Source organism: Pseudomonas fluorescens Q2-87 (assembly GCF_000281895.1).
In the GTDB taxonomy this organism is placed as follows: Bacteria; Pseudomonadota; Gammaproteobacteria; order Pseudomonadales; family Pseudomonadaceae; genus Aquipseudomonas; species Aquipseudomonas fluorescens_S.
Map to the genome: position 1 here is coordinate 2,276,577 of NZ_CM001558.1, position 12,925 is coordinate 2,289,501.

The window sequence follows — 12,925 nt, forward strand, 5'->3', positions numbered from 1 at the left end:
GGCGGCAGATCCTGCGCTTAGAGGAGCGAAATCGGGTAGCTGATGAAAATGCGGTTCTCGTCGAATTCGTTGGTGCTGTAGTCCCGACGAATCGATGCGTTACGCCATTTCACATTGAGGCTCTTGAGTGCGCCGCTCTGCACGGTGTAAGCCAGTTCGCTCTCACGGCCCCATTCCTTGCCGTCAGTGATGGCGCCGGTGTGCACGTTGTCACCGCTGATGTAGCGGTTCATCAGGGTCAGGCCTGGCACGCCGACGGCGGCGAAGTTGAAGTCGTGACGCAATTGCCAGGATTTTTCCTTGGCGTTGTCGTAGCTGGAGTTGTAGCTGTCGTTCGCCAACGTGCCGCCGCTGGTGCCGTTGACGCGCATCCAGGCGTTGTCGCCACTGACTTTTTGCAGGCCAACGTAGAAGGTGTTGCCGCCGTATTTGGCCGAGAGCATGGCGAATGCGGTTTTGTTGTCCAGATCGCCCGCCAGCGCGCTGCCGTTTTCCTTGCCGATGAAGTAGCCGAGGTTGGCGCCCAGGGTCCAGTCGCCGATGGGCTGGCTGTGGGTCAGGTTGAAATATTGCTGCTGGTAGATGTCGGACAGTTCCGAGTACCAGACGCCGACCTGGGTGCGTTTTTCGTTGAAGGCATATTCGCCGCCGCCGAAGTTGAAACGGTCGGAGGTGATGGCGGCGCGGCCATTCATCGACATGTCTTCCATGCTCGCGTCGTTGCGCGGGCTGTTGCCACGGAACTGGCCGCCGTAGAGGCTCAGGCCGTTGATTTCGGTGGAGGTCACCTGGCCGCCACGGAAGGTTTGTGGCAGGGAACGGCCATCGTCGGAGCGCAGGATTGGCAGGACTGGCATCCATTCGCCGACCTTCAGCTCAGTTTTCGAGACCTTGGCCTTCAGGGCTACACCCAGGCGACCGAAATCATCGGCCGGGCGCCCGTCGTCGTGCACCGGCAGCAACTGCGTACCCGCCGTGCCACGACCGCCGTCGAGCTTGACCGAGTACAGGCCCAGCACGTCCACACCGAAACCGACGGTGCCCTGAGTGAAACCGGACTTGGCGTCGAGGATGAAGTTCTGGGTCCATTCCTCGGCTTTGCCTTGGGCGTTGTTCGGGTTGGTGAAGTTGCGGTTGAAATAGGCGTTACGCAGGGTCAACGTAGCCTTGGCGTCATCGACGAAGCCTTCGGCGTGAACGCTCATGGGGAGGAACAGTGCGAGGCTGCTGCAACCAAGCAGTGTCAGCGCTGGGCCGGAGTTGAGAAGGGTACGGCGGTTTGGACGGTTGTCGGGCGAAAAACGGACACGTGTGCTCACTATGACGCTCCCTACTTTTTTGTTGTTTTTATTTGTCATACGTCGTCGTACAACATGAGGGCGATTATTTGGAAGCTGTTCGTCGTTGTCAACTGGCCATTATCGGAAATGTCCAACTTGGCCTTGCTGCAAAATGAGGCATATCAATGGTTGTGACAGGTTCAGGTACAGGCCGGAGGCATTGGGGCGGTGCAAATCCTGGCTTCCAGAGTAGCCGTCCTTGCTGGCGGTCATGCGATGACTGGTCTAAGACATTAGTCGAATGCTCCCGCCAGCGGACGGTGATACCTCCGTGGCGAGGGAGCTTGCTCCCGCTGGACTGCGCAGCAGGCCCTTGGATTTTCATTCCGGGCCGGAATACCTGGGGCCGCTTCGCGACCCAGCGGGAGCAAGCTCCCTCGCCACAGGGGCTTTGTTTATCCAGATGTCGCATCGGTCTGATTCGGGCTACGTAGCCTCGCGCTGTTGCCTACCACCACGCCAGAACCCGCCGACGTGGCGAGGGAGCTTGCTCGCAACGTTGCGTAAAAGAACGGCACTTCTTGCTGCCTTTTACCGTCGAAAGGGCATCCGCCCACCTCTTCGGGTCTGTGTCAGAACAAGGTTTTTGAATGGATCGCTACGCCCCTCGGAACTGGCAACCCCATGAGCGGCCAACGTTGCCCGGTTCCCCTTCGACGCCCCTGCACCCAACGCCCAAGCGATTCGCCTACGCGTTGGTCGGCATACTGGTGGCAGTGACCGGCGGGCTGGGCAATTCATTGGTGATTGCCAATTTGCCGTACCTGCAGGGCGCACTTGGCGCCACCACTGCGGAGATGGCCTGGCTGCCGGCAGCGTATGTCATGACCAACGTCTCGATGAACCTGCTGCTGGTGAAGTTTCGCCAGCAATTCGGCTTGCGTGCCTTCACCGAAGTGTTCCTGGCTCTGTATGCCCTGGTGACGTTCGGCCACCTGTTCGTCAATGACCTGAACTCGGCGATTGCCGTGCGCGCCGCCCATGGCATGGTCGGTGCGGCCTTGAGTTCCCTGGGCCTGTATTACATGGTCCAGGCCTTCCCGGCCAAATGGCGACTCAAAGCGTTGGTGTTGGGCCTGGGCACTTCGCAACTGGCCTTGCCCTTGGCCCGGTTGTTTTCCGAAGACCTCCTGCAAATAGCCGAGTGGCGTGGCTTGTACCTGTTCGAGCTGGGGATGGCATTGCTCTCCCTCGGCTGCGTGTTGTTGCTCAAACTGCCGCCGGGGGATCGTTTCAAGACGTTTGAAAAGCTCGATTTCCTGACCTTCACCTTACTTGCCAGTGGCGTGGCGCTGCTTTGTGCGGTGCTCTCGTTGGGGCGCATCGACTGGTGGCTGGAGGCGCCGTGGATCGGCGTCGCCTCCGCAGCGTCGATCGTGTTGATTCTTGCGGGATTGGCAATCGAGCATAACCGCCGCAACCCGATGTTGATGACTCGTTGGCTCGGCAGTGGCGTCATGATCCGCCTGGCGCTGGCGGTGATACTGATTCGCATGGTGACCTCGGAACAATCCACCGGAGCTGTGGGGTTCATGCAAGCGCTGAACATGAGCAGCCAGCAGATGCACAGCCTCTACGTCGTGATGCTGGTGGGCAGCATCGCCGGACTGGCCAGCAGCGCCTTGACCATCAACCCGGCGCACCTGTTCATGCCGCTGATCATCTCCTTGGTGCTGATGGCCAGCGGTTCGGTAATGGACAGTTATTCGAACAACCTGACCCGTCCGCAGAACCTGTATTTCAGCCAGTTCCTGCTGGCGTTCGGCAGTACTTTCTTCCTCGGGCCGACCATGGTCCTGGGGGTACGCAATGTCTTGACCAATCCGCGTAACCTGGTGAGTTTCTCGGTCTTGTTCGGCATCTGCCAGAACCTCGGCGGCCTGATTGGCGCCGCCGTGCTGGGAACGTTCCAGGTGGTGCGGGAGAAATTTCACTCCAGCCATCTGGTGGAAAACCTCAGCCAGTTCGATCCTCGCGTGACCGCGCGGGTGGACAGCGGTGGCTCGGCCGTGGGCGCGCTGATCGCCGATCCGGGCCTGCGTCACGTGCAGGGCATCCGCAGCCTCGCCACGGCCGCGACTCGCGAAGCCAACGTGCTGGCCTATAACGACGTATTCATGTTGATCGCGGTCATCGCCGTGCTGACCATGATCGCTATTTCCATCCGTGCCCTGTGGCTGATGAGCACCACCCAGCCCGTCGCCGCAGCGCCTGTCCCTTCCGTACCCAGCCGCGGTGCCACGCCTTCATGACCGAACCGACCCCGACGACCACCAATGCCATCGCCGCCACCCCCGAAGACCAGGCGCCGCCTGCTGCGCCGGTTACCGAACCGCGTTCCTTGCGGGTGCGACTGCTCTCATCGCTCGGTTTCGCGGCGGTGGCAATTATCGGCGTGCTGATCGTGCTCTATGCCTGGCAACTCCCACCGTTCAGCAGCGCCGTGGAAACCACCGAAAATGCTTTGGTGCGCGGCCAGGTGACGATCATCGGGCCGCAGCTCAGTGGGTATGTCCATGAAGTGCCTGTGCAGGATTTCCAGTTCGTGAAGGCAGGCGACCTGTTGGTGCGCCTGGACGATCGCATTTACCGCCAGCGGTTGGACCAGGCGTTGGCGCAGTTGGCAACGCAGAAAGCGTCCCTGGCCAACGTGGTGCAGCAACGCAACAGCGCCGAGGCCACCATCAAGCTGCGTCAGGCCGCGCTGGCCGACAGCCAGGCCCAGGCGCGCAAGAGCGCGGCTGATCTGCGCCGCAACGAAGCATTGATCAGCGATGGCTCGGTGTCCCGGCGCGAATTGGACGTGACCCGTGCCGCCAATGCACAAACCATCGCAGCCGTGGCCCAAGCCCAGGCCAGCCTGGAAATCGCCCGGCAAGACCTGCAAACGGTGATCGTCAATCGCGGCGCCCTCGAAGCCGCCGTGGCCAGCGCCGAAGCAGCGGTGCAACTGGCGCGCATCGACCTGTCCAACACCCGCGTCGTAGCGCCACGGGACGGCCAGTTGGGCCAGATCGGCGTGCGCCTGGGGGCTTATGTCAATTCCGGCGCGCAATTGATGGCGTTGGTGCCGAACCAGAAATGGGTCATCGCCAACCTCAAGGAGACCCAGATGAACAATGTGCGGGTAGGGCAGGCGGCGAGCTTCACCGTGGACGCCCTCGACCACCGAAGATTCCAGGGCCACGTCGAACACATTTCCCCGGCCACCGGTTCTGAATTCAGCCTGCTGCAGGCCGACAACGCTACGGGTAACTTCGTCAAGATCGCCCAGCGCGTGCCGGTGCGAATCACCGTCGATCCTGACCAGCCCGAAAGCGAACGGCTGCGGCCGGGGATGTCGGTGGTGGTCAGCATCGATACTGCCGGCCAGGATGATTCATCGAAGTAAGGCCACGGCCCGGTTGGGTTGACTTGGCACAGGGTGAGCCAGCTTGCAGACCGGCTGGATGTGCCGCCGCCTTCGCGAGCAAGCTCGCTCCCACAGGGATCTGCGGTGTTTTCGAGAGTGGGTGAATGCTAGTCTTGGACAACGCTGTCGCCAGGGAGCCCTCATGGGCAATCACAAGATCGAGATTCGTCGCAGTAACGTAGAGAAAATCCTGTTGGCCGCCGAAAAGGTCTTTGCCGAAAAGGGCTTCGGCAGCACGGCCATGGCCGACATCGCCGCCGAAGTGCAATTGCCTCGTTCCAACCTGCATTACTACTTCAGCACCAAGAGCGAGCTATACAGCGCGGTGCTGTTCGACCTGCTGGAGGTGTGGAAGCAGGACGCCTTGTGCTTCGAGATGTTCGACGACCCCCGGGTGGTGCTCAGCAGCTACATCCGCGCCAAGATGAACCACTCCCGCAGCCGCCCCTACGGCTCCAAAGTCTGGGCCAACGAAGTCATCCACGGCGCCCCGACCCTGGGCCAGGCACTCGACGCCAGCCTCTATGACTGGGCCAAGATGAAGGAAGCGAAAATCCGCCAATGGGTGGAAGACAAACGCATCCTCCCGGTCGAACCCTCAAGCCTGCTCTACATGATCTGGGCCTCGACCCAGCATTACGCCGACTTCGACCACCAGATCAACATCCTCAACGATCACCAGCCGTTGTCGGACATGCAATTCGAACGGGCGGTGCAGACGGTGACCAGCGTGATTTTGCGGGGGATTGGGTTGGAGCCGTAGCCTCAAGTTGACACGCGGTAGCGTATTCGTTGAAGTTGAGTTAGTTATGTTTGCTCGCGAACTTGGGTTTGGTTTTGTGGTAGATTTTCCCAACGGCTTCTATTGACTCTCAGTTTAATTCGTGAGACTTCTGTGCGTTGTATATTCAGAAAGTCGTGTCTAGCGCCCTTCGTTAAACCAAGTTTATTTGCTTCAAGTGTCTTGGCTTCAAGTTTTTCTAATTGCGATTTGAGCAACGATTTCAATTTAGGATCAGCCCGGTCTGGGGTGTCTGGATTTTCGGAAAAATATTTTTTCCATTTGTCTGATAGCTCTTTATTCTTAGCTCTTTTATTGCGTATTCTAGCCGTGTCCGTGTGTGTTGAAAGTTTTTTGGTTGAGTGAAAACCTTCCTTCTCATATATGAGCGTTTTTCTTCTTGTCACCGCTGACGAGGTGGCTTCGCTGGCACTGATAGATGAATATTTTTTGTTTGGGTCAAATGACCTGATTTTGGGCGGACTGCGCGAAATAACTTTCAGTTGTAATCTCAGTTGCCCCCATCCATATGAGTTCGCAATAGCAATCCGAACATTCCCACTCGGATCATACCGATTAACCGGATCATTCCCACAATAAGCATACGCATTGATCCCCCCATCCCCAAAAGGACTCAACTCATCCGGACTGTTGAACCGCATCAACACCGGATTAAAAGCCCGGTTACCCTGTCCCAACAAATAATGCCCAGTTATCGATTCAGGCCGCTCCCCGTTGAAGCCGAGCAGACAACTCAAACCGCTTTCCCCTGTGCGATAACCGTAGGCGGTATAGGCCATCTGTCGCGAGTCTGCATCCGCCACTGTCCTGAGCAACGAACGTTGTTGATCCGTTGCCAACAGCGTCGTCTCGGCGGCGGCGGCGGCGGTGCCTGATCGTTGCGCCAGCGGCTGGGGGCCGTGACGCATGATTGTCAGCTGCGATTGATCCTCTATCTCGTTAACCAACTCGTCTTCTTGATAGAAACGTTGTGTACCTGGGTTCTCCAAAGGCTTCAAGCCTACGAGGCGATCCAGTGGGTCATATTGATAGCGGCACAGGATTTTCATTGGCGGCGCTGACATGGGCTGGGTTCTGTTTGGTGAACTGGGCTGTGTCAGACTCGGATATTTTTGGGAGCTCGTCTACTAGCAGAACTGTTAGTTCGGAGGGCTATGGGCGGGCTCGGTAGCTGATTCAGGTGAAGAGCAGATACTCTCGCTCTATTTCTTGTTCTTGCGAATTGCCTCGACGGCCCGTTTGTTGTCTTCAAGGAACTGCAGTTTGCCGCCCTGTCGAGCAACTGTAACTCTAGAGTATGCACGGTCACGTTCCATCTGCATGGCTCTAGTAGCTCTAGTGGCTCTAGTGGCTCTAGGGGCTTTGTTGGCTTGAAGTTCTGCTAAAGCGCTGGTGGCGGTGTGAAAATCAGTTTCAAGACTCTGTCTTATCGGTACTAGGCTGTCTGGGTATTCCCTTAATAGGTCGTCGATGAGTTCGTCATACTCGCGTGCCTTTATTGTGCGCGCGCCTGAGCCGCTAGAGCTTTTTGATTGTTGACCATTTCGAGGCGCAAAGGAGCTTCGGGCTGGACCTTCTGCAGGGAATTTTTTTAATCTCTCCGGGGGCTTATTAGGAATGCCAAATATTGTTTCGGGTGTTGAGTGATTATTGGCTATCAATTTTACTGATTGGTTGGTTTCGGTTTTGGAGGTGTGGGTAACAATGGGAGGAGTTCTAGTCCTTGCGGGTCTTTGTATCGGCAAACTAGCTATTTCGGCTAATGCGTTACGCCTTTGTATCAGGTGATAAGCAATATTCCCACTCGGATCATACCGATTAACCGGATCATTCCCACAATAAGCATACGCATTAATCCCCCCATCCCCAAAAGGACTCAACTCATCCGGACTGTTGAACCGCATCAACACCGGATTGAAAGCCCGGTTACCCTGTCCCAACAAATAATGCCCAGTTATCGATTCAGGCCGCTCCCCGTTGAAGCCGAGCAGACAACTCAAACCGCTTTCCCCTGTGCGATAACCGTAGGCGGTATAGGCCATCTGTCGCGAGTCTGCATCCGCCACTGTCCTGAGCAACGAACGTTGTTGATCCGTTGCCAACAGCGTCGTCTCGGCGGCGGCGTCGGTGCCTGATCGTTGCGCCAGCGGCTGGGGGCCGTGACGCATGATTGTCAGCTGCGATTGACCCTCTATCTCGTTAACCAACTCGTCTTCTTGATAGAAACGTTGGGTGCCTGGGCTCTCCAAAGGCTTCAAGCCTACGAGGCGATCCAATGGGTCATATTGGTAGCGGCACAGTATTTTCATTGGCGGCGTTGACATGGGCTGGGTTCTGCTTAGGTGACAGGGCTGTGTCAGGCTCGGATATTTTTGGGAGGACGTCTACTAGCAGAACTGTTAGTTGGATACGGCGCTTCTGGTGGGGTTACCCTGAGGTTTTGCGCTGTGGCTGAGGGCCCCTTCGCGAGCAGGCTCGCTCCCACAGGGGATTGGCGGTGCAGGATTTGTATTCGCCGTATATCCCCTGTGGGAGCGGGCTTGCTCGCGAAGAGGCCAGCCCAGACGCCTCAAATCTCAAGCTGTTACATGATAGGGATTGCGCGGATCATGGTTCCAATCCAGGAACGGCTTGCCGGTGTCGACCGTCACCATTTCGATGCAGTCCTGCACCGGGCAGGTGATCTGGCAGAGGTTGCAGCCCACACATTCCTCATCGATCACTTCATATTTACGGGTGCCGTCGGCCTGCTTGAGGCTGGCGATGGCCTGGTGTGAGGTGTCCTCGCAGGCGATGTGGCAGCGGCCGCAACCGATGCAGGCCTCTTGGTCGATTTTCGCGATGACCTGGTAGTTGATGTCCAGGTACTTCCAATCGGTGGTGTTGCCCACCGCGCGGCCGGAGAAGGCCTGGAGGTTGGCGTGGCCGTGGTCGTCCATCCAGCGCGACAGGCCGTCCTTCATCTCTTCGACGATGCGAAAACCATGCAGCATCGCCGCCGTGCACACCTGCACCGCGCCGCTGCCCAGAGCGATGAATTCCGCCGCGTCGCGCCAGCTGCCGATGCCGCCGATGCCGCAGATCGGCAAGCCTTGGGTCTGCGGGTCGCGGGCGATTTCGGCGACCATGTTCAATGCGATGGGCTTGACCGCCGAGCCACAATAACCGCCGTGGGTGCTCTGGCTGCCGACGCTGGGCAGGGCGACCATGCGGTCCAGGTCGACGCTGGTGATGGAGTTGATGGTGTTGATCAGCGACACCGCATCCGCGCCGCCTCGATGGGCCGCTCGGGCGGCGACGCGGATGTCGGTAATGTTCGGCGTGAGCTTGACGATTACCGGCAACGAGCAATAGGTCTTGCACCAACGGGTCACTTGCTCGACGTATTCCGGCACCTGGCCGACCGCCGCGCCCATGCCGCGCTCCGGCATGCCATGGGGGCAGCCGAAGTTCAGCTCAATGCCGTCGGCGCCGGTGGCTTCCACCAAGGGCAGGATGCGTTTCCACGACTCCTCGACGCAGGGCACCATCAGCGACACGATCAAGGCCCGATCCGGCCAATCCTTTTTCACCTGGGTGATTTCCCGCAGGTTGATTTCCAAGGAGCGGTCGGTGATCAGCTCGATGTTATTGATGCCCAGTACCTCGCGATTGGCACCGTAGTGGGCCGAATAGCGCGACGACACGTTCACCGCGGCGGGATCCTCGCCAAGGGTTTTCCAGACCACGCCACCCCAGCCGGCCTCAAAGGCGCGGACCACGTTGTAGGCCTTGTCGGTGGGCGGCGCGGAGGCCAGCCAGAACGGATTGGGGGCTTTGATGCCAGCGAAGACAATCGACAGATCGGCCATTTACGCAGCCTCCACGTTGAGCATGAGTTGAGCGTTGATCGCCTCGGCAGCGAGCTTGCCATGCTGCACCGCTTGTACCGTGAGGTCCTGATCCAGACTGGTGCAATCGCCGCCGGCATAGACCCCGGGAATGCTGGTGCGCAGCTGTTCATCCACCAGAATCCGTCCATCCTGGCGCTTGAGTTCCCGGGCCAGGGGATCTACCAGTGCGTCGTCATCGAACGCCTGGCCGATGGCTTTGAAAATGGCGTCGGCGGGCAGGTCGAAGGTTTCGGCGCTGGCAATCAACCGGCCACTTTCAAGGTGGGTGCGGGAGAAGCGCATGCCCCGCACATGTCCGGCGTCATCGAGCAATACCTGTTGCGGCTGGGCCCAGGTCAGCAGGCGCACCTGATTGGCCTTGGCGATGTCCTGTTCGTGAACGGTGGCGCCCATGTCCTCCAGGCCGCGGCGGTACACCAGGTTGACATCGCGAGCGCCGAGACGGGCCATTTGCACGGCCATGTCGATGGCGGTGTTACCGGCGCCGAGCACGATGCAGCGGTCGGCCAAGGGCAACTGGCTGAGATCGTCGGCCTGGCGCAGTTCGCGAATGTACTCGGTCGCGGCGAGCAGGCCTGGTGCGTATTCATCGCTCAGGCCCAGTTGTTTGCTGGCGGCCAGGCCAAGGCCGAGGAACACCGCGTCGAACTGTTGATGCAGATCGCTCAGGCTCAGGTTTGCACCGAGCTTCTGACCGTGGCGGATTTCGATGCCGCCGATCTCAAGAAGAAAGTCCAGTTCGCGCTGGGCGTAATCGTCCACCAGCTTGTATTTGGCGATGCCGTATTCGTTGAGGCCACCAGCCTTCTCACGGGCTTCGAAAATCACCACGTCATGACCGTGCATCGCGCTGCGGTGGGCGCAGGACAAGCCCGCCGGGCCGGCACCCACCACTGCGATGCGCTTGCCGGTGCTGGCTGCACGCTTGAACGGGTGTTCAGTGAAGTGGGCGTTGTCCACGGCATAGCGCTGCAACTGGCCGATCAACACCGGCGCACATTCATGTGCGTTATTGCGCACGCAGGCTTGCTGGCAAAGGATCTCCGTCGGGCAGACCCGAGCGCAGCTGCCGCCGAGGATATTGGCCGAAAGAATCTTTTTCGCCGCACCCTGAACGTTGTCCTGGTGAATGTTGCGAATGAACGAGGGGATATCGATCTCGCTCGGACAGGCGTTCACGCAGGGCGCGTCGTAGCAATACAGGCAACGGGAGGCTTCCAGGTGGGCCTGGCGCGCGTTGAGCGGTGGCGCCAGGTCACTGAAGCGGGCGGCGAGGGTGGCCGGGTCTTCCAAAGAATGGGGGAGATGATTCAAGGGCTGGATCATGGAATGGCCTCACGGTGTTTGAGGTGCTGCCTCTGGTGGGCAGTGGTTTTTCGTTGCCTGGACTGACGCCTTCGCGGGCAAGCCCGCTCCCACAAGGGATTTGCTGCACACCACACCTCTGCGGCTATCCCAGATCCAATGTGGGAGCGGGTTTGCTCGCGAAGGCCGAAGGCCTGGATTCAGCGTTTCACAGCGGTTGGCCTGTGCAATTCAGCCCGCTTGCTCAGCAAGTCGAACACCGCCGGATACGCCGGCCGTTCGATGTAGCGCCCCGCACCGCGCTCGGCCCGCAGGTCGCCATCGGCCCAGACCAATCGGCCCTGGCTGATGGTGTGGCTGGGCACGCCGCGTACGGTCTTGCCTTCGAAAATGTTGAAGTCCACTTGCTGGTGGTGAGTCTTGGCTGAAATCGTCCGGCTACCCTGCGGGTCCCAGAGCACCAGGTCGGCATCGGCGCCGACGCGGATCGCCCCTTTGCGTGGGTAGAGATTGAAGATCTTCGCGGTGTTGGTGGAGGTGAGGGCGACGAAATCGTGCATCGACAACTTGCCGCTGTTCACCCCTTCGTCCCAGAGCACGGCCATGCGGTCTTCGATACCGGCGGTGCCGTTGGGGATCTTGCTGAAGTCGTCGCGGCCGGCGGCTTTCTGCTCGGCGCAGAAACAGCAGTGGTCGGTGGCGGTGGTGTGCAGGTTGCCGGATTGCAAGCCGTGCCAGAGCGCCTCTTGATGCCCGCGAGGGCGGAAGGGCGGGCTCATCACGTAACCGGCGGCGGTCTGCCAGTCCGGATGGCGATAGACGCTGTCATCCAGCAACAGATGGCCGGCCAGCACTTCACCATAGACGGGTTGACCCTTGCTGCGGGCATAGGTGATTTCGTCCAGCGCTTCCTTGGTCGACACGTGGACCAGGTACAACGGCGTCCCCAGGGTTTCGGCAATACGGATGGCCCGGCTTGCGGCTTCGCCCTCCACCTGCGAGGGGCGCGATAATGGATGGGCCTCGGGACCGGTGATGCCCTGGGCCAGCAGCTTGCGTTGCAGGTGGTAGACCAACTCGCCGTTTTCCGCGTGGACCGTGGGCACCGCTCCCAGCTCCAGGCAACGCTCGAAGCTCGCCACGAGGGTGTCGTCGGCGGCCATGATGGCGTTCTTGTAGGCCATGAAATGCTTGAAGCTGTTCACGCCGTGATGGCTGACCAGCTCGGCCATTTCTTCGCGCACCTGCTCGCTCCACCAGGTGATCGCCACATGAAAGCCGTAGTCACTGGCGCTTTTTTCGGCCCAGCCACGCCATTGGTGAAAGGCCTCCATCAACGACTGCTGCGGGTTGGGAATGACGAAGTCGATGATCGACGTGGTGCCCCCGGCCAGGCCTGCCGCCGTGCCGCTGAAAAAGTCCTCGCTGGCAACGGTGCCCATGAACGGAAGCTGCATATGCGTATGCGGGTCGATGCCACCCGGCATCAAGTATTGCCCGCTGCCATCGAGCACCTCGGCATCGGCCGGAACGTCGAGGTTTTCACCAATGGCCTTGATGATGCCGTCGGCACAAAACACGTCGGCGCGATAAGTTTCATCATGGGTAAGAACGGTGGCGCCACGGATCAACAAAGACATTCCGAGTTCCTCGCAGGCATGACCGACTGTTGCCGGTTCTTTATGTTTTATCGAGCACGGTTGATAAATAACGCAGGCGGGCCGGTTTTATTCCTGTCACGCCTGTCAGGATTAGACGCTAGCTTGAGTTTATAAAATGAGCAAGATTATTTTTTATAAGCTTATTACGTTTATAACCTATTGAATTTAAACAATAAAAAAGCAAAATCCCCAAAATGGTGAGCATGCTCACCATTTTGACGCACTTGACAGGATCGAGATTTGAGCGAGATTTGTCATGGTAAATCAGCGGCTTGAAAGCCGTTGAAGCGCGGTCTAGACACTTCTCGTCGATTCGAGATGCACCACTTTGAATCTTTGACTCGACAGCGTGTGCAAGTCATCTAGCCTCATGTCGGCGATAACACCATTAAGTTTGGCTTTGGTTGGGACTAAAAGAATTAAAGATCAACAGGTTGCAAGTGTTATATCGATCGTCCGGTCAATTCGGCGGATCATTCGGCACGGTTATTGAGTGCTGTCGCTGCCAGCCG

9 protein-coding genes are annotated in these 12,925 nt (G+C 58.8%); 3 read left to right on the plus strand and 6 right to left on the minus strand.

Annotated elements, in window-relative coordinates:
- Positions 1–17: 17 nt before the first annotated feature.
- Positions 18–1,205: an OprD family porin gene (locus PFLQ2_RS17315; RefSeq protein WP_003180473.1), complete on the minus strand. Its 1,188-nt coding sequence runs from the start codon at positions 1,203–1,205 to the stop codon at positions 18–20.
- A 725-nt stretch (positions 1,206–1,930) separates the two neighbouring features.
- On the opposite strand from PFLQ2_RS17315, the gene PFLQ2_RS17310 reads away from it, so the two are divergent.
- The 3 genes from PFLQ2_RS17310 (at position 1,931) to PFLQ2_RS17300 (ending at position 5,515) form a co-directional block, all read left to right on the plus strand.
- Complete coding sequence (locus tag PFLQ2_RS17310; RefSeq protein ID WP_003180475.1) at positions 1,931–3,592, plus strand: MFS transporter; 1,662 nt, start codon at positions 1,931–1,933, stop codon at positions 3,590–3,592.
- On the plus strand, positions 3,589–4,731 hold the full coding sequence (locus PFLQ2_RS17305) for an HlyD family secretion protein (protein ID WP_003180476.1): 1,143 nt from the start codon (positions 3,589–3,591) through the stop codon (positions 4,729–4,731). Before PFLQ2_RS17310 ends, PFLQ2_RS17305 begins: the two co-directional genes overlap by 4 nt.
- Before the next feature lie 163 nt (positions 4,732–4,894).
- Complete coding sequence (locus PFLQ2_RS17300; RefSeq protein ID WP_003180478.1) at positions 4,895–5,515, plus strand: TetR/AcrR family transcriptional regulator; 621 nt, start codon at positions 4,895–4,897, stop codon at positions 5,513–5,515.
- 44 nt (positions 5,516–5,559) lie between these two features.
- Here the strand turns inward: PFLQ2_RS17300 and PFLQ2_RS28735 are convergent, their stop codons facing one another.
- The 5 genes from PFLQ2_RS28735 to hydA form a co-directional block, all read right to left on the minus strand.
- On the minus strand, positions 5,560–6,618 hold the full coding sequence (locus PFLQ2_RS28735; protein ID WP_003180480.1) for an RHS repeat-associated core domain-containing protein: 1,059 nt from the start codon (positions 6,616–6,618) through the stop codon (positions 5,560–5,562).
- A gap of 138 nt (positions 6,619–6,756) precedes the next feature.
- Positions 6,757–7,878: an RHS repeat-associated core domain-containing protein gene (locus PFLQ2_RS28740; RefSeq protein ID WP_003180483.1), complete on the minus strand. Its 1,122-nt coding sequence runs from the start codon at positions 7,876–7,878 to the stop codon at positions 6,757–6,759.
- 252 nt (positions 7,879–8,130) lie between these two features.
- On the minus strand, positions 8,131–9,405 hold the full coding sequence (gene preA, locus PFLQ2_RS17295; protein ID WP_003180485.1) for an NAD-dependent dihydropyrimidine dehydrogenase subunit PreA: 1,275 nt from the start codon (positions 9,403–9,405) through the stop codon (positions 8,131–8,133).
- Positions 9,406–10,773: an NAD(P)-dependent oxidoreductase gene (locus tag PFLQ2_RS17290; RefSeq protein WP_003180487.1), complete on the minus strand. Its 1,368-nt coding sequence runs from the start codon at positions 10,771–10,773 to the stop codon at positions 9,406–9,408.
- A 179-nt stretch (positions 10,774–10,952) separates the two neighbouring features.
- A complete protein-coding gene (hydA, locus tag PFLQ2_RS17285; RefSeq protein WP_003180491.1) occupies positions 10,953–12,392 on the minus strand; it encodes a dihydropyrimidinase in 1,440 nt (479 codons plus the stop codon).
- Positions 12,393–12,925: the final 533 nt, after the last annotated feature.

Bases quoted from the DNA above. Each gene is read 5' to 3' on its own strand.
- PFLQ2_RS17315 (WP_003180473.1), bottom strand. From the start codon at position 1,205: ATGAGCGTTCACGCCGAAGGCTTCGTCGATGACGCCAAGGCTACGTTG.
- PFLQ2_RS17310 (WP_003180475.1), top strand. From the start codon at position 1,931: ATGGATCGCTACGCCCCTCGGAACTGGCAACCCCATGAGCGGCCAACG.
- PFLQ2_RS17305 (WP_003180476.1), top strand. From the start codon at position 3,589: ATGACCGAACCGACCCCGACGACCACCAATGCCATCGCCGCCACCCCC.
- PFLQ2_RS17300 (WP_003180478.1), top strand. From the start codon at position 4,895: ATGGGCAATCACAAGATCGAGATTCGTCGCAGTAACGTAGAGAAAATC.
- PFLQ2_RS28735 (WP_003180480.1), bottom strand. From the start codon at position 6,618: ATGTCAGCGCCGCCAATGAAAATCCTGTGCCGCTATCAATATGACCCA.
- PFLQ2_RS28740 (WP_003180483.1), bottom strand. From the start codon at position 7,878: ATGTCAACGCCGCCAATGAAAATACTGTGCCGCTACCAATATGACCCA.
- preA (WP_003180485.1), bottom strand. From the start codon at position 9,405: ATGGCCGATCTGTCGATTGTCTTCGCTGGCATCAAAGCCCCCAATCCG.
- PFLQ2_RS17290 (WP_003180487.1), bottom strand. From the start codon at position 10,773: ATGATCCAGCCCTTGAATCATCTCCCCCATTCTTTGGAAGACCCGGCC.
- hydA (WP_003180491.1), bottom strand. From the start codon at position 12,392: ATGTCTTTGTTGATCCGTGGCGCCACCGTTCTTACCCATGATGAAACT.